The organism is Fischerella sp. PCC 9605, assembly GCF_000517105.1.
GTDB lineage: Bacteria > Cyanobacteriota > Cyanobacteriia > Cyanobacteriales > Nostocaceae > PCC9605.
The window spans coordinates 1,487,052-1,511,006 of record NZ_KI912148.1 but is presented as its reverse complement, the minus strand read 5'-3'; the positions used below and the strand labels follow the sequence as shown (position 1 = coordinate 1,511,006).

Annotated in this window: 11 protein-coding genes; 2 read left to right on the top strand and 9 right to left on the bottom strand. The window is 41.4% G+C overall.

Annotated elements, in window-relative coordinates:
- Positions 1-4 precede the first annotated feature (4 nt).
- From FIS9605_RS0108890 to FIS9605_RS0108850, 9 genes are all read right to left on the bottom strand, one after another.
- Positions 5-1,009, bottom strand: coding sequence for an NAD-dependent epimerase/dehydratase family protein (locus FIS9605_RS0108890; RefSeq protein WP_026732275.1), 1,005 nt, complete (start codon positions 1,007-1,009; stop codon positions 5-7).
- A 531-nt stretch (positions 1,010-1,540) separates the two neighbouring features.
- On the bottom strand, positions 1,541-3,049 hold the full coding sequence (locus tag FIS9605_RS0108885) for a thioester reductase domain-containing protein (RefSeq protein WP_026732274.1): 1,509 nt from the start codon (positions 3,047-3,049) through the stop codon (positions 1,541-1,543).
- 2 nt (positions 3,050-3,051) lie between these two features.
- A complete protein-coding gene (locus FIS9605_RS0108880) occupies positions 3,052-4,722 on the bottom strand; it encodes a PfaD family polyunsaturated fatty acid/polyketide biosynthesis protein (protein WP_026732273.1) in 1,671 nt (556 codons plus the stop codon).
- Positions 4,723-4,897: 175 nt separating this feature from the next.
- The gene (locus FIS9605_RS0108875) at positions 4,898-9,535 is read right to left on the bottom strand and encodes a PfaB family protein (RefSeq protein ID WP_026732272.1); all 4,638 of its coding nucleotides are present in this window, start codon (positions 9,533-9,535) and stop codon (positions 4,898-4,900) included.
- A 104-nt stretch (positions 9,536-9,639) separates the two neighbouring features.
- Entirely contained in the window at positions 9,640-11,379 is a 1,740-nt protein-coding gene (locus FIS9605_RS0108870) for an SDR family NAD(P)-dependent oxidoreductase (RefSeq protein ID WP_026732271.1), read from the bottom strand.
- A 151-nt stretch (positions 11,380-11,530) separates the two neighbouring features.
- On the bottom strand, positions 11,531-12,040 hold the full coding sequence (locus FIS9605_RS36615; protein ID WP_035139481.1) for a carboxypeptidase-like regulatory domain-containing protein: 510 nt from the start codon (positions 12,038-12,040) through the stop codon (positions 11,531-11,533).
- A 141-nt stretch (positions 12,041-12,181) separates the two neighbouring features.
- A complete protein-coding gene (locus tag FIS9605_RS0108860) occupies positions 12,182-17,635 on the bottom strand; it encodes a type I polyketide synthase (RefSeq protein WP_026732270.1) in 5,454 nt (1,817 codons plus the stop codon).
- A gap of 204 nt (positions 17,636-17,839) precedes the next feature.
- Positions 17,840-18,118, bottom strand: coding sequence for a hypothetical protein (locus FIS9605_RS0108855; protein WP_026732269.1), 279 nt, complete (start codon positions 18,116-18,118; stop codon positions 17,840-17,842).
- A gap of 905 nt (positions 18,119-19,023) precedes the next feature.
- Entirely contained in the window at positions 19,024-20,367 is a 1,344-nt protein-coding gene (locus tag FIS9605_RS0108850) for a ParB/RepB/Spo0J family partition protein (RefSeq protein ID WP_026732268.1), read from the bottom strand.
- 1,114 nt (positions 20,368-21,481) lie between these two features.
- Here FIS9605_RS0108850 and FIS9605_RS0108840 point away from each other — a divergent pair.
- Both FIS9605_RS0108840 and devC read left to right on the top strand, forming a co-directional pair.
- Complete coding sequence (locus tag FIS9605_RS0108840) at positions 21,482-22,681, top strand: ABC exporter membrane fusion protein (protein WP_026732267.1); 1,200 nt, start codon at positions 21,482-21,484, stop codon at positions 22,679-22,681.
- Between the two features lie 55 nt (positions 22,682-22,736).
- Positions 22,737-23,915, top strand: a complete 1,179-nt coding sequence (gene devC / locus FIS9605_RS0108835; protein WP_026732266.1) for an ABC transporter permease DevC — start codon at positions 22,737-22,739, stop codon at positions 23,913-23,915.
- Positions 23,916-23,955: the final 40 nt, after the last annotated feature.

The following is a 23,955-nucleotide window of genomic DNA, read 5'->3' as shown; positions in this document are numbered from 1 at the left end:
TCTTTCAGTTATTTGATGTCTGGGTATCTGTATTGTCTAGCCATTCCCGTATATATTCCATACCTTCTTCTAGAGTTATTTTCGGCTCATATCCTAGCTGGGTTTGCGCTTTTTTGATGGAATAAGCATGAGGGCTAGTGGAAAAGTCTACAGCTGCTGGGAAAATAACAGGTTGTTGACCCAAAATTTTCATTCTTAACCACTCCAACCGAATCAAAGACTTGACGATTGGTGCTGGTAGAGACAAGGGTGCAGGTACGTTCCCAACTTTAGCTAAACGTTTGTAGTATTCTTTCCAAGAGGTTTCCTGTCCATCAGAGATATTGAAAGCTTCTCCGTATGCTTCCTTTTCTATAGCGAGAAAGATTCCATCAATTAGATTATCTATATATACATGGTTCATCACTCCCCCTCCCGCATCAGGGATCACAAATCGTCTTTGACGCATTAGTGAAAGGGGACGGATCACCCAAGGGTTGCTCCTTGGCCCATAAACAGCTGTCGGTCTAATAATAATGACACCAAAATCTGGTGGTGCGTTCAGCTTCAATATTTCTTGTTCACTTTCTATTTTGGTCAAAGAGTAAGGATTATTCTCGCTACGGAGTGGCCCTTCTTCTGTAACTTTATTTGCATAGGTGAAGCCATATACTATTACGCTGGAGAGGTGAACAAAAGTCTTGACACCAGCATTTCTGGCTGCGCTTGCTATATTGAGGGTGCCACCAACATTGACATTACGAAACTCGTCTAGCGATCCTCCTTCTTTAACGAGGGCAGCTGTATGCAGAACAATGTCCGCTCCCTGACAAGCCTCTTGGGCAACAATTGGATCGCAGACGCTACCAACAATCACTTTCGCACCCAGACTCTGAGCCGTTTTTGCGTTATTAGGATCATTTTCTAGTCCTCTAACATGCATTCCCCGGGCGATCGCTAATTCGGTAGTACGTAAGCCAATAAATCCACCTATTCCCGTAATTAGGATAGTTTTGTCTTTAAGATTCATAAATTTAGATATCCTTTGTCAAAACAAAGAGTATTTGTTTTAATCTCATGAACAAATATTCCAGAAATTAATTTACGAATATTGCGAGTATTCTGCTGAGAGTAGATGAGAAAAGCAAGCCCAAAACCGAAGCGGAAGATCTCATGCCTTCATGTTCATGCTAGAGATATCTCCACTTCTTGTAATCTGTCAAGGGGCGTATCCCTTAGAGAGGTTCTTATGAAATAAGCTCACACAAACATTGAGTTTGAATTGACAAATATTTGCACGAATCTAAATTTACAATTCAGCTATCAACATTTTTTGTTAATAGGGAATTTGCAAACCAACAAACATCTTATCTACCAAGTACAATCTTACACAAATTCGTAACGCATTAAATTTTAAATACTCTGTGACCCTCTGCGTTCACCTCCGCGTTCCTCTGCGTTTAAAAAGCTACGATTTATTGCCACAAATTAGATCCCCCCAGCAAAGTTGCGGGGGATCGTAACATACTTTTAATTCTGAACGAACTTGTACAATCCTGTACTACGCAACATTCAGAAAACCATTTTGAATCAAGAAAGCAGAATAAGTCATAAACAATTGTGTATCCATTGGCGGACAAACAATACCACTACCAGCAAGTGCATTCAAAGTAGCCTCACAATTGATTTTCGGTCTTCTAGTTTGCAAATACAAATCTGGAATAGTGATTTGTTCTTCCGACCAGCGTTCCAATAAGAAAGGTCGTAGCGTATATAACGGATTATCTGCGGAAGAGATATCGTTAATTAACTTGGTTTGCCACTCTTGGTAGGGAATTACTTGAATAGAAAAACCAAGAGAACGCATCCATTCAAGTAAATTAGATAACGGAACAGGTGCGGGATGCTGTAAGTGAAAAGCTTTGCCTAGTGATTCTTTTTGTTTGGATAGATAAACAATGGCTTTGCTCACATAATCTACAGGTGATGCATCCAACATATAATCCACATCTGGAAAACATCCCATTTGGATACAGCCTTTAATTACCAAGTTGATAAAATCATCTGTATTGCAAACACCTGTTTGGCTATCTCCTGCAATTAAAGGTGGTCTGTGGATAGTTACAGGAAGCCCTCTTTTACGAGCAATTGTGACTAGCTTTTCTGCTACCCATTTAGTTTGAGAATAACCCAGAAAAATGCCTTGCCAATGCTCAAAGCTATCATCTTCTTTAACAACTTTGCCAGCATAAAAAGGCGATTCAAAAACTGCGACGCTAGAAACATAATGTACAGGCTTGACTTTAAAAATACTTGCCAAGCGTAACACTTCTTGCGTTCCTAAAACGTTGGGATTTTTGAGCGCTGAGTAGGGATAAACATAATTTAGCGTTGCAGCACTGTGATAGATACTATCAAGATTAGCAGCTAGCATTTCAAAGCCTTCTTTGCTAATCCCTAATAGTGGTTGAGATAAATCGCCGATAACAGGTATAATTCTTGAACTGAATTGTTCATCCCACAGCGCATAACTTTGCAAATTTTTCTTGAGTTTTTGCTTACCTTCTGCTGGATTAGCAGCACGTACTAAGCAATAAATATCTGCATGAGTTTGCTGTAGTAGTTCGTGGATTAAAAAAGCTCCTAAAAAGCCAGTTCCACCTGTTAAAAAGACATTATCTGGTTCGCTTTTAAACACAAAAGAGCCAGATGCAGGACGAATGTTTGGATCGAGAACAGCTTCAGCACTTAAATCTAAGACAGGAGTTACATTTTTAACTGCAACAGTATCTTGTAAATCTGATGATAATTCTTCAGATTCTTCAGCTAAACGCTGTGATAGCGATGCAATTGTTGGGTAATGCCACAGCAGCGTTGGAGCCACTTTAAATCCTAGCATTTTCTCTGCTTTGGTAACAAGCAACATCGCCTGGGTAGAATTCAAACCGTAACTATCTAATGGTTGTTCAGTATCGATTTCGTCGGGTGCAACTTTTAAGAATTCAGCAAGATGTGATAGCAACCAAGCTTGAATTTCTGCTGCTGTTAAAGATTTTTTTGCTGTTTTCATATTTAGACTTCCAATGTAGAATGAACTGGGGAATACTGAGTGTAATAATTCGAAATTTGCAGTCCTTGAATTTTCAAACTTTGAATCCGGTATAAATATGCAGTACCAATCATGATGTGGTTAGCGATATCAACTACTCGGCGATTATTTGGATCTGACAGATAGGAACCTCGCAGCCAATCATTGAAGCTACCTATTGCTGGGCCACACCAAATTTGATAATCTACTTCTCGACCTTTTTCTCCAGAATTAGACCAGCGAGAAGACAACCCTAAATACCAGCGGAAAATCAATGCCATTTTCATTTTGGGATTATTAACAGCTTTCCCGAGTTTTTCTGGATTTTTTTGAGATAGATAAGTTACAGTTTCTTCCCAAACTTGAGCAAGCGGCTTGCGAAAAACTTGTTTTTCTAGCTTCTCTCTTTCCTGGTTAGGAATCTCTTCAATTGAGTTATAGTTCCTGTAGATTTCATATAATTTTTGAGCGCGGAGAGGGAACATCGTACCGCGTTTAAGAACTTGCAATTTTACCCCCATTTCAAACATATCTGCGGCTGGGGCCATCATCACGTCAGCCATATCTGCTTGTGCTAACAATTGCTTGGTATGCTGACAACTTCCAGATTCAATACATGATTGATTAATTGAACCAGTCACTACATATGCAGCACCCATCATAAAAGCAGCTAAGGCTGATTGTGGTGTCGCAATTCCCCCTGCTACCCCAACTCGAATGGGTTTTTCATAGTTATACTGTGCCTGAATTTCATCCCGCAAAGCGACAATTGAAGGTAACAAACAAACCAAAGGACGATTATCAGTATGACCACCAGAATCTGCTTCTGCTGTAATATCATCGGCTAGGGGAATTTTAGCGGCTAAATTCGCTTGTAATTCACTAATTAATCCTTGTGCAACCAGTTCTTTGAGCATTTTTAGCGGCGCTGGTTGCATAAATTTACTAGCAACTTCACGACGGGAAATTTTGGCAATAACCTTATTTTTTATTTCAATTTCATTGGCTGCATTTACACCCAGTCCCGCCGCACGATAATAAACAATGTTAGGAGTTAAGTCCAAAAATGCCGAAGCTTCTATTGTTCTCACCCCATATTTGAGGTATAAATCCACTGCACCACGCTCAATTGCAGGTTCATTCGGACTGTGAATTAAATTGAAAGCATAGGGCCCATTTGGCAAGGTTTGCTGGATGCGGTTAATAGCTATTTCTAAGCGATTTGGAGGTAAACCACCTGCACCAAAGGAACTCAAAATTCCTTCTTTTCCGAGAGCAATAACCATTTCTTCTGAAGCAATACCACCAGCCATTGCACCAGTGGTATAGGCATATTTCACGCCATGAAAAGAGAGAAAATTTGGGTCTCCTAATTGTTGTAGCTTGATGGGTGGAATCACCGTTAACAGTTCAATTTGTCCTGTTTTACCATTATCAAGAGGAGACAAATAACCGTCGTTACTGACACCAATTTTGCCGTCAACTCTAACAATATAACAAGGTTTATCTAAAGATAGAAGTTTTTCTTTGATTATGGTAGGGTCAAATGTGATGCAATCTAAGGAACCTTTCCATACCTGATTGAAGTTGCAGGTTTGTCCATAAAAATCAAGACCATTCTCTTGTTTACCTAGTACCGCATCTACTGTTTTCACGGTAGTTTGACCTCAAGTTAAGTATTAGTAATTGATGAATAAAAAATATTTACCTCTTTGTGTCTTAGTGTCTTTGTGTTTCAAATATTATTTTTTTCACCACCAAGACACTAAGACACCAAGAAAAACTCATTTGGGAGACTTCTACCTTGACATAATCCCCAAGATGAGATGCTTATTCACTTAGTAAATTTTCAGCACATAGTAGTTGTAGTTGAATTAGTTCACTGATGTGTTGGCTAAATTCTTGGCGAGATTTTAAGAAAGCGTCATGGGTTTTATGAACCCTGATATTGTTAGCATTCAGTTGTTGGTAATGAGCCTGACTTAAAATGGTAATGGGTCGAGTAATTTTCTGAGGATTGGCTGTTAACTCAACAAATTGTACTGCTGCTTTTTGCTCTAAGCTGTTATCCATGATATTTTGTATTGGCATTTCTTCTGGCTGAGTCTGAAGAGAGTTGATGGGTTCAGGTTTTTTGGCAGTTGTAGCGAGATTGTGGAAGAGTTTTTTGTTTTCTTCCGTCAAGATTTTGTCAGTAATGCTTTGACCACCCAATGTGACTTTTTTAAGGGTGAGTTTGGATTTTTTATTAGTTTCTGTTACCTGGGTGTAGAGTGGTGATAGATCAACAGAAACCTGATGGCTGACAAGTTTTGCTAGTGCTTTAACAATACCGCTATGGTCGTCTAAACCTCTTCTATTTAGAGATATAGTGATGTGTTCTTTATTGCCGAGAATTTTATCAATCCATCGTGAGCAAATATTGCCAGCACCCGTTTCAATAAATATTCTGGCCCCATCTTCGTAAACTCGGTTGACTAAGCGGGGAAAATCTAATTGTTGTGATAATCCTGTGGCGATACTGTTAGCGATCGCCCCACTTTCTATTTTCACCGGGCCATACTCAGCAGCAGAATAGAGAGTGACATCTGGTAGGTTTTTCTGGGTGGGTAGGGTGTTAACTCTAGCTATTTCCCCGTATTCTGAACGCATCGCCTCGCAGTGAATGACATGATCGAAGGGGGCGCGGAAGGCGTTGCAGCCTAAAATTTGAATGATTCTTTCACATGCTGCCGGTTCACCGGCGATGACGACTTCTTCTGGTGTGTTGATTTGAGTTAAGAAGACACGGTTCTCATGTTTGAGGTATTCTCGAACCTGGGACGGGGTAGTCATGAGAACGTAGTTAGCCCAGAAGTTATTATCTTGGGTTGGTGGTAAATGCCAATACTCGCGGACGGCTGTTTTTGCACCCGATAATCTGTCGGCAAATAGTGGTGAGGCGTGTAAGGCGCGAATTCCTTCGGTAAAGTTATCCCATACACCGACCGCAGACATCATGCTGGTTTCACCCAGGCTGTAACCAAAGACGAATTTAGGTTTGACTTGAAATTCATCCCGAATGATTTGGGTGATGAATCTGGTATACAGCATGTCAACGTCGAAGATGGCTAGAGGATCGTCCAAGAATTGCTGTTCGAGAGTTTCGAGTTGACGGGATGAGAGTTTGTTTAAGCTTCTGGGAAAGACTATGCGGGAAATGTCGGCGACGAGGTGTTGTAGTTTTTTGAGGGCGATATCGTCGAGGGTTTTGGGGAATAAGCGGAAGAGGTTACGGGCGATACCTAGATAGGAATTGACTGCTGCTGGATAGACGTAAGCAACTCCACCCCGTTTACCCAGTGGTTTGGCTGTGAAATAACTACCTAGCGGTGTTTGCCAGTCTTCTCCACTTGCAAAGGCTTTGTCTACACCTTTACGGGCGGCGGCGATTTCTCTGGTTAGTTCGTTTTGGTTGTGTGCCAAAATTACTAAGACGTAATTTGCACCCGCATCAAGTTTATAGTTAGCAAAAGCCAGGTTAGCAGCGTTTGCTAGAGAAGTGCCGTTGTTAACAGTGTTTTCGAGGGTATCAAGTTGTGTGAGTAAATCTGTGCGATCGCGTCCGGTAATCGGGAACAAATAAAAGGGTGTTTGCTGCAAAAATCTGCTGCTGCGTTCTGTTTGGTCTGGTTCTTCCGATAATATGACATGGGCGTAAGTGCCATCCATTCCGATGCTATTGATGGCAGCGATTCTTTTTGTCGCTTGTTTGTCGAGGAACCAAGGTCTTGATTCGGGGGCAACGTAAAAGGGAGTGTGAGGAGAATTTACTCTTCCCTGTCCCCGATCCCCAATCCCCGATCCCCATACTCCCTTATCTTTGACTCCAGTCCACTTTGGTGTACCTGGAATATATCTGTAATAAAGACACAGGGCAGTCTTAATCAAACTAGCAATTCCCGATGCAGTGTATGTATGACCGATATTTGCTTTAACGCTGCCAATTGCACAGCTTAAATCATTTGCACTTCCTGGATAAGCCTGAAGCAAACCTGTGATTTCTGCTTCATCTTCCTGTGGAATGCCACTACCATGAACTTCGAGATAGTTCACGTCTGTAGGTTTAATACCTGCCATCAACAAAGCTTGCTGGCAAACTTGGTGAACAGCTTTGGCACAACTGTTTCCCAGACGATCTTGCACAAAACTGATGGCGTCAACGGCCGCGTAAATGCGATCGCTATCTTTTTTAGCAGTTTCGTGCAGCTTTAATACTACTGCGCCTGCACCTTCACCAACCATCCAGCCATTTGCTTTTTGGTCGTAGGCAAGGGTATTTGCACCCGTATTAATTGCTGCCATTTGATTTCGCAACAACACATTTTTCAAACCGCCAGCTAAATCGACGGCACCCACAAGTACAGCATCTGCTTCCCCGGTAGTAAGTAAATGTTGTGCTACTTCCAAAACTTTGAAAGTAGAGTTTTCTCCCGCAGTGATGGTAAAAACAGGGGCAGTAAAATTCCACAGTGAAGAAATGCGACTCGCCATAATATTGGCGATATAACTCACATATTCACTGCTTTCGACGGGATGGTGAATACCATCTTTTACGATGGTCTCTAATTGATTAACTTTATCAGACGGTAGAGAAATTTCTCCGGCAATTAATCCTTCCTTAATCTGCCAAGATAAATTCCATCTTTGCTGTAAATGATGAACAGAATATTCTGTTTCTGTGGCAATTATTACTGATACATTTGCGCCTTCTTTAATGCCTGCATCTTTTAAAGCACGTTCGGCAACTTTTAGCAGTAATAATTGTTGTTGATTGAGTTTTTCTAGTTCATTCGGCGGAATTTTGCTTGAAACAGTATCGATTTCAAAATCAGTGATGTATGCTCCTAATGGTGGTTTACCATCAGCCAACCCATACTTTTTAAGTAACTCTGCTTGCTTTTCTATCCCGTACCATCTGTTAGGTGGTAAGGGAATAAAATGTTGTGTGCCTTCGTAAATGCTGCGTTCAAAAGCATCTAAACCATCGCATCCACCAAACAAGGCATCCATACCAACGATGGCAAGTTTGGCAGGGTGGAGAGGTTCTTCTGGTGTAACTGCTTCTGTTGTATTTCCTTGTTCTAAAATCATGTGGGCATTGGTTCCACCCAAACCAAATGCACTGATAGCGGCGCGTTTTACTGGTGTATTTCCCGGCCAATCCGTGGTGCTAGTCACAATGCGTTTTGGGGAAACAACATTGTTATCTGAACCCATCGGTTCTGTGATATTAATCGTGGCTGGGATGACACCCCTAGACATACTCATTAGCACCTTAATTAAGCTAACGCTGCCAGCGGCGGTGAGCAAGTGACCGACGTTAGATTTCACAGAACCCAGCAAAGGTGTTGCTTGATATTTACCGAAGAAAGTTTCAATTGATTGGAATTCGGTGCTATCTCCCAATAACGTGCCAGTAGCATGGCATTCCATGTAATCAATGTTGTTAGGATTGATTTGTGCTTCTTGGTAGGCGCGTTCAAAAGCGAGAGTTTGCCCTTTGGAATTGGGGCTGAGTAAATGCTTGCCTCGACCATCATTAGAAAGCCCGTTGCCTGTGATGGTAGCATAAATGCGATCGCCATCTCTAACTGCATCGCTATATCGTTTCAGCACCACCATTCCCGCACCTTCCGCAGTCAGCATCCCCCGCGATAATTTATCTAAAGGACGGCTGATATCATTATTTTCGGGATATCCTTGAATACCGGAAAACAACATCCTGATAAACAGCGGATCTGCACAACTAATACCTCCCGCTAGCATTAAATCAGCTTTGTGCGTCCACAGATAATGGGATGCCAGCCTAATAGAATATTGTGGCGATGAACAGGCAGCATCTATACAAAAATGAATATTTGATAGTGAAAAAGCTTGGGCGATGATTGCTGCTGGTAAGCCCGATATCATCACATTGTAGGGTGAAGTTTGGTCAGATGAATTTAATGTAGCTAAATCGAATTCTTCTTGCTGTAAAAGTTCTCTAACTGCGGGTGCTAAAACTTGCTGATATATTGGCGCAAATAATTGATTTGAAGCTTTGGTAGGTAGAGAGAGAGTACCTAATATTACTCCGCACCGAGAGAGAAGAGATTCTTGATCTAAATAACCACTGTGTTGCAAAGCTTGTTTAGCAACATGCAGTGACCATTTAAAGGTATTATCTAGTTTTTCTAGTAATTCTGCTGGTAGTTTGTATCCTGTAGGATAGAATTTAAAATCGCGGATGAATCCACCTTTTAAGGAGTAAATTTTGTCTGGTTTACCTTTGGTTGGTTCGTAAAATATTTGTGGATTTACTCCGAGTTCTTCGGAAGTTATGGATGATGTTGAATCTTTTTGTTGAATGAGATTTTGCCAGAATTCTTCAGGATTTTTGGCGTCGGGAAATAGGCATGAGAATCCGATAATTGCTATTTTTTCCACAGTTATTCTCCTAATACTGTTATTTCTTGGTGTCTTAGTGTCTTGGTGGTGAAGAGAATATTTGAAACACCAAGACACTAAGACACAAAGGAAGAAATTAAAACTTATGCTTTTGGTCGCATTAATTTGGCTGGGAAAATAATGCCTTTACCTCCCAAGAGTTGTGAGTAGATTGTTCCTTGTTGATCGTGTACAAAGAAATCAGCAACTACGCCTGTTTGTGTTTTACTTTTGATTTCACAGGAGACGTAGAATGGTTGATTATAGGGTGTTTTGGCAAATTGTTCGTATCTTTCTTGTTGTCCTGGCAAGCAAATTTCTTGATGGTAATGATATAGCCAAATCCATAAGGGATGGGTACTCAGATCGGTTGTAAATCCATTGATCCAATATGCTGGAAATTGACCTTGTTTGGTTTTGTCGATTTCTTGCCAAAAACATTCGACGGTGATTTTATCGGGACTAATATTTATTACTCTTCTAAGTTGTTGGAAAGTGGAACCGTGAAATAATGCTGATTCTCCTGTTTGATAAAAGTCTTTACCAGTGGTGGTAATGATGTTATCTTCTACGAGATTCAGGTTTTCATAGGTAGGGGCGGGAGGAATGTCACGCAGGAGTTTAACTTGAGTGCTGAAGTGATATATGGTTTTACCTTCTGGAGTTTTACTCGAAATTTTGCACAAGAAATTAACTTCGTGAGTATCGATATTTTTGGAAGTTTCTTGCAAGTCGAGAATATATTCATCAGCTAAGGTTTCATTGAAGGTAATTCCTTTGAATATCCGGAAATCTGTACTACTAAATGCTTTATATCCTGGATATAGTTTTTCGCAAACATCGGACATCCATGATACTGCACAAGTTGCTGGCAAAACGGGATTACCGGCAATTACATGATCCTGTAAAAAGGGATTTGCTGCGAGTGCAAGTTTACGACGGATGCGATAGCTGCGGAGTTCTGGTTCTATAGTTGCAGCGGGTGGAGTCATTGGACTGCCGATCACAACTTGTGTGGTATTGTGATTGGCAAGATGCATTTCTCTAACTAACATTTGTGTTCCCGCTTCCACTGGGATAATATCAATACCCCGACGGGCAAATTCTTTTTTCAATTCTGGTGTCACCATGCCACTATCCCAACCTCCCCAGTTAATAGCAACAACGTGACACTGGGGATATTTTTGCTTGATTAAATGGGCTGATTTGTTGAGAATTTCGTTAGCAATAGCATAATCAGATTGTCCGATATTACCGTAAAAACCTGTTACCGAAGAAAACAAAACTAAATGTTCAAGTTGACTGGGTTTGATGCAAGATAAAAGATTTTCTAGACCTTGCACTTTAGCAGTGTAAACTTTTTCAAAATCCTGTTCTGTTTTCTTTTCAATCAACTTATCGGCTAAATTGCCAGCACCGTGAATGATGCCTGTAATTTGACCTATACGTTCAACAGCAGTAGCAAGTTTTTGATTTAAAGCCGAGACATCAGTCACATCAGCACTGATATATTCTGCTTGACCACCTGCTTTTTGAATCGCCGCCAAAGTTTCTTTAATTTCTCGACTCGAAGAAATTTGATTATAAACCTTTTGTAAGCTCATGGGTGTGGGCTTCTCTCCAAGAGAAAGAAGATATTCCATGATGCGTTTTTTTAATGTCGCTTCATCAAAACAATCTTTAGCCCACTCAGGTTCTGTTTCTAAAAGTTCCGAACGTCCAAGAAGAATAAACTTGCAAGGATATTGCTGTGCTAACCTAATAGCACACTTAGCTGTAATACCTTTAGCACCGCCACTGACCAGAAAAACTGATGAAGGGCGAATTTGAGCTACTGTAGTCATAAATTTTCCTCTTGCAGCGATTAAAGGCAAAGAAATCATTGTCAAGTAACGATAAACACTGATGATTAATCTGTGTTCATCTGTGGTCGAAAATAATCAAAAACTGTATGCGTGCATAAAGATTTTCTAAATAAAAACATTCTTGTTATTTTCAGGTAATTATGAAACTATCAAAATCTGATTGTTGATAGATATTAATCACAGTATTTCTTCTGTTTGTAGGATTTTTTTGAGGTGAAGGCTTGATTGCGATCGCCATAATTAAAAACATTACAATCATGATTGCTATTATTAGTGGTAATGGTATAAAATTTTCATTTTGAGATTGTGAACTGAAATTGGAACTTGACCCGATATTTGAATATGAAGCTAAATTGGAATTAGGCTCAACAAGCCGAACATCACCAAGGTCTTTCTGTTTTGGTGAGAGTTTTATAAAAGAGTTATAACTTTTGTAGCCATTGGCTTGAATAGATAGTTGTCCCTGCAAATAATTGCTGTTGTTAAAGTTTACAGTCAGTCGATAAATTCCTTCTAAATCTGTATAGGTAGAAACTGAATGACCTTCATAATTTAGTGAAACTTTTGCTCCACTAATAGGGGCATGTTTCTTTTGATCTAGAACGCGACCCAGGTAAGTAATTGTTTGATTCTTGGACATATCTTCAAGCAGAGTGGAGGAGTGGGGAAGTGGGGGAGTGGGGGAGTGAGGGAGTGGGGGCTAGGGGCCCCCTCTCCCTTTTTCCCCCTCTCCCTCTCTTCCCCTCCTAATTTCCCCCCATCTCCCCATCTCCCCCTCCTCTTATTCAGGTGTACTAATGAGAGTTACTCTTCCCTGTGAACCATAGGCTACTTCGGTAAGATAGCGATTGGGGTCATGAAGTTCGGCAACGATGTGATGTGCTGATTCTTCTGAGTTAATATCAGGGCTGAGGTCGATCGCTCGACAATACACTTTTGGCCATTCCCAAACTAGGGTTTTGGTTAGTCCAAATAAACCTGCACCGATCGCCCCAAAGTTGATTTTGTGTTCCAGTCCAAAAGCTCCGTCCAGACGTGCTACGCTACAGAAACAACTGCGTCCGTAATTTGCTGCTGTGTTGAGGGATTTTTTCAGGTGTTTCGCCATGAAGAAGACTTGCTTGATAATCGCTTTTTCTTCTGGGAAATACGCAACTGTACCATTGTTGCTTGTCTGGAAGATGGGATGAATGTGGATAAATGCCCCAACAGCACCATAGTTAGTGGCGATCGCTGCTAATTGTTGTTGCAGATGTTCCTCACTTTGGTCTTGCAAGGTAACGCGACTGACGCTTGGGGGTAGGGGCGATTTTTCGGGAACGAGAGATGGGGGTAAGTTTAAAACTACTACTTTCCATCCCCGTTCGCTGAGTAATTCAGCAACTTTGGTAGTGGTGAGGGAACCATCATCGGTGATTAAGGCGATATGTCCCTCTGGTATGGGAATTTCCCAAAAGTCTAGTGGAGGTAGAATTTGCAGTTTAGCTGGACGGCGTTGGACGTTGTGTTTTAAGTCGTCTAGCTGGTCAACAGATTCATGCTGGTACTTTTTTTTTTCAGCCCCAGCAGCTAGTTTCTGGAGATACTCGACTATTTGACCGATGGTGCGTAATTCTGCTAGTTCTTCTACATTACTTGGCTTGGGTAAGTTGGGGTATTTCTCCTGCAACGCACCCATGATTTCCACCCGTTTAATCGAGTCAATCCCCAAGTCTGCTTCCATGTCCATATCGAGTTCTAGCATCTCGACTGGGTAGCCTGTCTTTTCGCTAGTAATACCTAACAGGGTTTCAGATAAGTTGCTTAAGTCAACCTCTGCTACAGGAGTATGTGTTTCAGTAACTGTAATGATTGTTTCTGCGGCTACTGCGACACTTTTGCTAACTGCGGTGGAGTCGTTGGCTATTGTTGGTTGTTGGTTGTTGGTTGTTGGTGGTTGGTGGGTGGTGGTTGGTTGTTGGTGGTTGGTGGTTGGGGTAGAAACCAAAGATTGCAGATACTGGACTATTTGACCGATGGTGCGTAATTCTGCCAGTTCTTCTACATTACTTGGCTTGGGCATGTCGGGGTATTTCTCTTGCAACGCACCCATGATTTCTACACGTTTGATGGAATCAATCCCCAAGTCTGCTTCCATGTCCATGTCCATATCCAGCATTTCGACTGGGTAGCCAGTCTTTTCGCTGGTGATGGCTAGCAGGGTTTGATCCAAGTCAGACAAATCAATGGCTGGTGCTGATGCTGGCGGTAGTGGTACTTGAGAAACTACTGGTTGAGGTGGTGTGTTGACGGTCGGTGTGGGAAGTGGGGAGATGGGGAGAGGGGGGGATGGGGAGGTGGGGGGAGTGGGAGGAGTGAGGGAGTGGGGGCTAGGGGCCCCCTCTGGGGTTGGGGGCTGTGGGAGAGTGGGGGAGGTGGGGGAAGATAGAGAAGTGTTTTCTTGTGTTACTTCTTTGACTGGTTTGACTTCTCTTACTTCTGTTACTTCTTTTATTGTTTTGACTTCTTCTGGTGTCCCTATTCTCCCATTTGTAGAAATTACTGGTTGAGGAGTTCCCCCATCGGTGATGAGTTGAGAATATTCTTGCTGGACGAGTTGGAAAAAGTTTTTGGTATATTCTACCTGATCCTTGAGATATTGCTCGTGGATGCGTAGGGTTTCACCTTGTTGGGCGTGAAACTGCATCATGCTGCGGTCTAAACTTTCGATGATTGTTGGTTTTAGCTTGGCCGCATCCGCTGAATGTTTGTTGTTAGCAAGCAAGGAATTTTGCTGCTGCATCAGTTGGAAAAAGGTTTTGGCATATTCCACCTGATGGTTCAGATAGTGGGAATGAACTTGTAAATTTTCACTTTGATTTTGTTGAAACTGTGTCAGGACGTACTCTAAGCTTTCTAAAACTCTTTGATAATTTACAAGTTTGTCTGGGATATCTGGCATTTTCGACTCCAGAACTGGCTTAGATGAGAGGGGGGGAGTGGGGATTGGGAATTGGGGATTGGGAATTGGGGATTGGGGATTGGTTTTGTTACCAATGCCCCATGCCCTTTGCCCATTGCCCTTCTGTTCTGTGTCTTCTATCAGAAGGGGTTTTTTACTGTGTCCGTTATTTCCGTTATTTCCGTTACTTTGTTGCACTGCTGGGGTGGGAGTGGCATTTACAGTTAGAGTAAGAGGTTGAGATGTAACTGTCTTTTCCTCAGATCCACTGTGCTGCAATTTCACTGTTTGCCCATTCTGTAAAGCTTGCCCAAATGCCATTTTCGTTTTTTCTGATACGTAGTTACTACCGCATAACTGCACGCTCAAACCCTTGTTTTTCTGTGGTTCGGCAATAACTGGTGGTAGTTGGTAAGGGTCGAGGTTTTTCAAGGGCATTCCTGCGACGCGCAACTGCACAGTAGCTTCCCGCAGAGAACGATCGCTGTTCTTTTGGGCGCTGGGATTTAGTGCGATCGCCATATGCGGACGTTCGCCGAGAATATCTTTTACTAAGTTGGTGAGAATGTTTCTCGGCCCAAATTCCACAAAGCAGTAACCCCCAGCCGCATAGATGTTTTCTATCTCTTGCTTGAACAAGACTGAGTTCGAGAGGTGGGATTCTAGGGTTCTCTGAATTACTGCTGGTTCTTTGGGATACTCTTTACCTGTGACGTTGGTGTAAACAGGGATTTGAGGAATTTGGAAGTTAACGTTCTTGATGGCGATCGCAAAGGATTTTTGAGCAAAAGCAATTAGCGGTGTATGGAAAGCTGCGGATACTGGTAGCAAGACAGCGGCGTATCCTTGGTTGTGCAAAGCATCCCGGACTTTTGCGATTTCATCTGTAGGGCCTGCTAACACTACTTGTCGGGGTGAATTGAGATTGGCGATCGCTACCTGCGGAAAATTCCTCAGCACCCCTTCCACTTTACTCAGGTCTTCTTTCACCGCCAGCATAGCACCCGTATCATAATTCGGGTCTTCGGGTGCAGCCATTGCTTGTCCCCGTGCTTTCACCAGCAAACAGTAATCTGCATCACTCAAAACTCCCGCCGCCCATAAAGCTGTGAGTTCACCAAAACTGTGTCCGGCTACGAAATCTGCCTTAAATCCAGATTTTTGCAGTAATTTATACATTCCTGCACTTAACATGCCGATGGCAGGCTGAGCATATTCTGTCCGCTGTAATGCCGCCACTTGGGCATTTTTTTCTGTCTCTTCAAATGCAGAATGGGGAAAAACTATTTCCGAGAGTGGTTGCAAATTATCTTTGCGTAACAGACTATCCATGTAGCCAGACAGACCGCGCATTTCCGGGAAATTCATGACTAATTCCCGACCCATATGCAAGTATTGCGAACCTTGCCCGGAAAATAAAGCTACTACTTTTCCGGCTAACTCCATACCAGAAGTGCGATAGAAAATACCTTGGGGATGCTCCCAAGATGTTGCAGCAGCTTTGTTTTTCAGCAAGTCGATAGTAATTTGCATGAACTTGCAAGCTTCAGCGCGAGACTCTGCCACAAAACCAACTCTGGCAGCACTCTGAGGAATTTCTGTAGTTTTGCAAGCTTCTACCAGTTCTAAATAATGCTTGTCGCCTGCCTCAGACTGCAACTTAGTTAAAGTTTCTTCACAACTGCTCAACAACTGCGCCGGAGTTTGAGCAAACAGCACTACTTCACTGGGAGCAATGTGCAAGCGATAAGCCTGGTTATGTTCGCCTTCGTATTCTTCGAGGACGACGTGGTAATTTGTACCGCCGAAGCCAAACGAACTCACACCCGCCCGTCTTGGCGGTTCACCTTCTGACCGAATCCAAGGTCTGGTTTCGGTGTTCAAATAGAAGGGGGTATTCTTGATGTTGAGTTTGGGATTGGGCTGAGTGACGTTAATCGTGGCTGGGAGAATCTTGTGATGGAGTGCCAAAGCAGTTTTGATTAGACTCGCCGCACCAGCAGCAGCTTTTGTATGTCCGATTTGAGATTTGACAGTTCCAAGGGCGATATATTGCTTTTTAGAGTTGTTTTTCCCGAAAAATTCTCGCAAAGAACCAAATTCGGTGGGATCGCCTGCCATAGTCCCCGTACCGTGTGCTTCAATCAGGGTGACAGTTTCGGGCGTAAAGCCTGCATCTTCGTAGGCGCGGCGTAATGCTTGCACTTGCCCTTCTTGGCGAGGAGCGTAAATGCTTTTATAGCGTCCATCACTGGATGTACCGATGCCTTTGATGACTGCATAGATTTTATCGTTGTCTCGTACCGCATCTTCTAGGCGTTTGAGGACAACCATACCGATACCTTCACCCAACATCATGCCATCGGACTCGGTATCAAAAGGTCTAACGGTTTCGCTGGGAGATACTGCTGGTGTTTTGCTGAAACTGATATAGGCTGTGATGGAGTTATCTGTATCAACGCCGCCAGTGAGCATCATATCGCAGCGATGCTCTACTAACTCGCTAATTGCCATTTTCAGGGCAGCGAAGGAACTAGCACAAGCAGCATCAACTGTACAATTTATCCCGCCTAAATTTAAACGGTTGGCAATGCGTCCGGCGACTACGTTAGCTAACATACCGGGAAATGCATTTTCATCCCATTTCACATAGGCGCTTTTGATTTTCTCGATAATTTTTTGGGTATCCTCATCGGATAAGCCACTACTTTTGAGTGCCTTTTCCCAAATTGGATATTGCAGGCGCGCAGAAAGGGGAATCCCCAGTTTCAGTGCTGCTGAACCTAAGATAACGCCTACAGTTTCGCGATTAAACTCGCAATTTTCTGCATAGCCAGCATCTTCCATCGCCTGTTTGGCAACTAGCAAACTCAACAGTTGCGAAACATCTGTAACCTCTAAGATATTTGGCGGAATGCCAAACTCCATTGGGTTAAAATCAACATGGGGGATAAATCCACCTCTTCTACAGTAGGTTTTGTCTTCTGGTGTTCTGGGATTGGGGTCGTAGTAATCTTCTACACTCCAGTGTGTTGATGGGATGTCGGTAATGCAGTCGAGTTTGTTAACAATATTTTGCCAATACTCCCGCAAGTTTCTGGCTTGAGGAAATAAAGAAGCCATACCAATAATGGCGATAGGATTATGTTGCAATTTTCTGTTAATTTTTTCGATTGGCGTTGATTGATCCGACATCTTTTTTTTGACCTCAATAAACCTCACCAAAGCCTTTTCACAATCGTTTATCTGTTCTTCAAATTGCGCTAAGGCAATATCAATTGAATGAGCAGACATAGAAAAATAGACTAATCTTTGATAATGTGGATGCTAGAACTGCTACAATTTCTGTAGCGAATTAATGTAGCAGTTATCCTATGCACGAAAGCTAAATACCTGTACAGACATTCATGCCAAATAGCAAATGTCACCCTGATGAGTAGACGCTTTAGCCAATGAAAATCATCTCGGCTACGTCTGTTGCGATTGAATAAAAAAATATTACACAGCGCTCGACTCCTGAGATTCTGGTAGTAGGTCGATAACGTTGTTGTAACTAGTAAAGTAGTCTTGCAGTGCGTTAGCTGCTTGACCAGTGAACTCAATCCATTCGTAATGATGGTGATTGGTGGAGATGCTTTCCAGCTGGAATAATGAAAACTTGGGAGTAACTAAGAGGATAGAAATGCTTTTTTCTCCAGAGCCAGTTTGATTATCTAGCTTAACTGCGGCAATGTAGTTAGTGTTAATGACAACGTTCTGAATCTTAATAAATGCCATAGCAGTTTCGACTTCCAAGATAATATATTCTATAAATTTTGTCAAACATTATTTGACAAAATCGTTACAGAAAAATGCCTCCTTTCATCCGAATTCATGAGCAAATTTACCAAATAATTGAACTAGTAATTAATGATGGCAATTAGACTTTTTTTAGTGTTTAGTTGTCCGCTCTCAATCAACTAACTAATTTGCCCTGCCGCTGAAATAATCAGAATTAAAACCAACATTAGCATAGCTAGCATCAACAGGACTGTTCGTGGAAGGCAATTTTAAAAAAATCTGATGAAAACTATAAAGCATTCTCAAATAGTAACTTTTCTTACTTTTATTTAGTAGCAAATTACTTTACATGCCCAGTTTTTAAATAGAATTTTTTTTGATATGAAAATATAAACACCAATTTGTTTAACAATTAACTGAACTATGTGATAAATACATTTATGCAATGAGTGAGCATCAGTAAATTTTTCATATAAGCATGGTAATTCAGCTAAGACGGATGCTGATTTTTTAATAAAAATAAACTAGATATGTTAAGTGGTTATTTAAGTCAATATTTGTTTACATGATTGTGAATAGCAGACACACATTGAGTGAATGTTAATCAATAACAGAAAAATTTTTAAGGTTTTTTTGGTGATTAGTAGTTGGTTGATATCATGTCCGATTCAATAGGAGCCAACACTAGCCCTGTCAAGGTGGGTTAAAAAATTCCAATTTGCTTGTGATTTTACTTGGTGTCTTAGTGTCTTGGTGTTTAATAAAATCTATTTTTGAACCACATAGACGCGCTTTACTCGGCTTCCCGCAGGGTAGGCACAAACACACAAAGAAAACTTGATGTTGAAGGTTGCACCTTGACAGGGATACTTTTAACACCTAAGCTTTGAAAAATCTGGTTTTTATTTATCACTTTTCCCTGCTTGTTTTCCTGTCCACTGCTCCCAACGCATAATTCCGCGGCTGACTAATTCCGGGTTCTCATCTCCTATAAAACAGATACGCCCCAATCTTTCACAAGCAATGAGAATTTCACCATTTCCCATGAACGGAGCAATCACAAATTTATCTTGGTAACTTGTGTATAGATTAATGAGGTAATTGACTATTCCCTCTACGCCTTCAATATTGATTGGTGTTTGAGGTTTAGATATTGCTTGGCGAGAAAAAATGCCTACATACAAATTGTCAATTACAAATTCATATTGAAATGGCATCCGAGTTCGGCTGCAAAATTCATAAACATTGCCCTGGGAACGCATTACAGCAACAATCCGCGCCTCGTCGATTAAATAATCATGATTCCAGGTTGGTGATAGGGTAGCGATCGCCAAAGCCGCATTTGAGGGCAACAGTTCCCTGAATTCTTGACTGCTAGTATCGCTACAATAAACTAAGTGCCTACCAAGCATCAATTCGTCACCAAGTTTGACTCTCGGTTCTTTGACATTAACAGTTGCTTTCTTAACGGGTTGTTCTGCTTGCAGCGATACTTTCTTAACAGCTGACTTTGCTTGTTTTTGTGCCATAGCACTTTTGAAAGCTAACAACTGTAGCTCTTTTTGCTTGGTTCGTGCTTCTTTTGCCAAGGTAGCTTGCCGTTCGGCTTCTTGTTGCTCTCCTTTGGCTTTGGCTAGTTGTGCAGCCTTTTCTGCTTCTTCTGCCAAGAGACGTTCTTGAGTTGCAGTTCTGGCTATCTCTAATTGAGTTGTCGTACTTTTAGCCAGTGGTGTTTCTTTAATTATCTGTTTAACTTCTGGGTGAATTGCTTTAGCTATCTGTAAGCCTTGCTGCAAAGTACGTTCAGAGTAGCCAGCTTTTTTTGCCATCTCCCGAGTAGTCTTGGCAGGTGGTGCAATGGTTGCACTACCTTGGAGAGTGTATTGGTTATCTCCTGCTTTCGCTCTCAGTCCCATGCGCTGAAGAATTTGCTCCCGTTCTAACCACAGTTCATGACGCTCTAGGGGTTCTAACTCGTTGCGGATCAAATTCTCGTCAATCTCGGCTAGGCGAGCTTGCTCAGAATATTCATAATTAACAATATTGCACTCAATTTCTTGTAAATCCAGCATTTGACAGGCTGTCAGACGGTGCAGCCCAGCAATCAAGTTATAATTCTGGTCTATTGTAATGGGATTCAGTAGCCCATTAGCTTGAATAGATTCTTTTAAATCCTTAACTTTTTCGCCATTTAATGGACGACGGTTCACACCAATTTTAATTTTGTCTATAGGTATTCTAGGCATAATTACTATTTTTTGTGTCGTCAGTGAAAATACCAACAAGACGATAAACCCAATATTATTTCACCAGTATTATCAAAAACGTGAAATTTTTGAGAAATCTGATGAGAATGTCTTATGATTCATGGTCAAGAAGTAACAGTCAATCAATTGATAACAGTATTTATTTACCTAGTAGCTCTACGAAGTAAACCGTTATCAAAAAGTTCCCCATATCAACTTTGATCTGATAACAAAAACTGATTGTTTGCACTCATGCCCAAGTAAGAAGGGCGGTAGTCGCGACAAGGGAAGGCAGAAGTTGTGGCTCTTGACGTTTGCCTTTCAAGACATGCTACTAGTAACTTGATCAAAACATTCTCATACAATTAAAAGTAGGTTTTGAAACTGAAGCTCAATCTGTAAATTAGACAAATAAAATTTTTTGTAATTTTTGCAACTTTTTAACTATTTTTTATGGATTTTATTGAAATGCTAGCAGTTAAGAATCTTTTTTTGCGTGTAATGTTCACACTATATATAGTGTCAGCAGCAGCTATGCTGAGAAATATTATTTAGCTTGACAACATCAAACTTTTTTGCCATACTGGAAAGCAAGTTTTTTGATGCCAACATTATCGTCGCTTCGTTGTGTTTTAGTTCTTCCAGAACTGAAGTCTTCTAGTTAATTTTACATCGCTTTGGGAATATTTTTGCTGATGTTTACTGAGAGCAAAGTGCAGAATATTTTGGTACAAAAGCACCATAGTTTTTGCAGTTAATTTGTTTGTACCAATACAGCATTTATAACTCCTTTTTGATTAAGTGGGAGACTAGAAGTTTCAGTTACATAAACTAAGTTCGCGCATAATGGCACTGGAGAAAGGGAGATACAAATTTCTCTTCGTGTCTTGGTGTCTTGGTGGTTCAAAAAATTTTTAACCACCAAGATAAATACAAGTATTTTTCGTGTTGAATTTTAGTAGTTTGCTGTTTTTCGTTTGAACCAATCACTGTATCGGCGCAAGGTTTTGCGCTTCTACCAACAACCCTCCGGGTTCGCCAGTCGCTCATGGGGGAGACCCCCTTTGGAGCGCGCTGGCTCACCATCAACAATAAACTAAAAACCAACAACAATATGACAACAGACAAGAAAAGCCTATTTTTCGGAAAACCCGTAGCTAGGTGGGGAATTTTTTTGGCAGTTTCTATTGCTTTAGCTACCGGATTAGTATCTTTTTTCAGTTTGTTAATGTTTCGCTCTCCTGTTCAAACTCAACAGCAAAAGGCTGTTAAAACTACGCCAGCGAGAGTTGCAGTCACAGCTTTAGGACGGATAGTGCCTGATGGGGAAGTGACTCAGTTGTCTGCTCCCAGTTCACTGACTGGTGTGCGAGTGGAAAAACTTTTAGTCAAGGAAGGAGACCAGGTAAAAGCAGGGCAAATAGTAGCGTTGCTGGAAGGATATGCTCGTTCTCTAGCAGCAGTACAACAGGCTGTAGACAATGTTCAAGTCGCTCAAGCTAAACTGGCACAGGTGAAAGCTGGGGCGAAAACAGGTGATATTAATGCCCAAAAAGCAGCGATCGCCCAAGTAGAGTGGCAATTGCAAGGAGAAGTAAATGCACAGAAAGCAGCGATCGCCAGCCTCCAGGCGCAAGTAAATAATGCCCAAACCGAGAACGCCCGGTATCAACAGCTATACAAAGAAGGTGCGGTTTCTGCGTCTACAGCAGCTAGTAAATCCTTGCAACTAGAGACACTGCAACAGCAGCTTACCGAAGCCAAAGCTACCCTTAGCCGTACAGTAGACACTCTCCAAGAGCAACTGAGAGAGGCAAAAGCCAAACTCGGGAGTATTAAAGAGGTACGTCCAACAGATGTACGCTTGGCAGAAGCCGAACTCAAAACAGCAATATCTGCTGTTAAACAAGCCAAAGCAGAACACGATTTAACTTATGTTAAATCTCCCATAGATGGAAAAGTTTTGAAAGTTCACGCCAAATCCGGAGAAGTAGTAGCCTCTACGGGAATTATTGAGGTAGGTAAAACCTCTCAAATGCACGTCATCGCAGAAGTTTATCAAACCGATATCCAGAAAGTACGTGTAGGTCAAAAAGCTATTATTACCAGTACAGCTTTTCCTGGAAAAAAATTGCAAGGAACAGTCAGCGAAATAGGTTTGCTAGTTGACAGACAGAACATCTTAAGCATTAATCCAGGAGCAGATACAGACCGCAGAGTAATTCAAGTGAAAATCCGCATCGATAACCCAGCAGATAGCCAACAAGTCGCTGGTTTAACCAACTTACAGGTAGATGTGGCTATCAAAATTTAGGTAATCCGGGCATCGTTAAATTACTCGCAAAACTACAATCCCAAAAGCTGGAATCATGGCGTTTAAAATTCCTCTGGCATGGCTGCAACTAGTCAGAAACAGAATTCGTTCTTTAGTAGCTGTAGCTGGCATTGGTTTTATTGTGATTTTGATGTTTATGCAACTTGGATTTCAAGATGCACTCTACTCTAGTGCTACCCAAGTGCATCGCAATCTCCAAGGTGATTTATTTTTAGTCAGTTCCCAATATAAATCTTTGACTGCAATTCAGAGCTTTTTTCGGACTCGATTATATCAAGCACTGGGGTTTAATGGTGTGGAGTCAGTTAGCCCCATGTATTTGGGATTTGCCAAATTTAAGAATCCCGAAAACGGCGAGAAATATTCAATCTATGTGATTGGTTTTGAACCAGGTAGACCTGTGATGAGTTTGGCAGAAGTGGAGAAAAATATCGATAAAATTAAAGTCCCCGATGTCGTGCTTTTTGACCGCAACTCTCGACCAGAATTTGGCCCAGTTGCCCAGAAATTTGTTCAAGAAAATACCGAACAGATACTTGAAATATTTCCCTTTGATTCATTAAGAGGGTACAGAGTCAGAGTCGGTGGTTTATTTGGCTTGGGCCCATCCTTTGGCGTAGATGGCAACTTAATAGTCAGTGATACAACTTTCTTGAGGATATTTCCTAACAGTCGTCCTGCGGAAATGATAGATGTAGGTGTAATTAAACTTCAACCAGGAGCCAATCCTAAAAAGGTTTTAGAAGAACTCAAAGCCAATTTACCAAATGATGTGAAAATTTTTACTCACAAAGGATTTATTGATTTTGAGAAACAATATTGGGCTACCAGAACTCCTATTGGTTTCATCCTGAATCTTATGCTAACAATGGCATCAGTTGTTGGTATTGTGATTGTCTATCAAATTCTTTACAGTAATATTTCTACTCAACTAATCGCCTACGCCACATTAAAAGCTATAGGCTATGAAAATAACTACTTATTAAATGTTGTGTTTCAACAAGCTCTGATTCTGTCAGTATTAGGTTACATCCCAGGATGGATTATTTCCATCTTCTTATATGAATTTGCTATGGAAGCAACCAAATTACCTATCATGATGAGCTTTCAGAATGCAGCAATTGTTCTCATATCAACGATATTAATGTGCATGACTTCGGGAGCATTGGCTATCAATAAACTCCGTTCTACAGATCCAGCAGATATTTTCTAATGCGTTGTTTGTTGATGGTTCATTGTTGTTTGGATAAAAA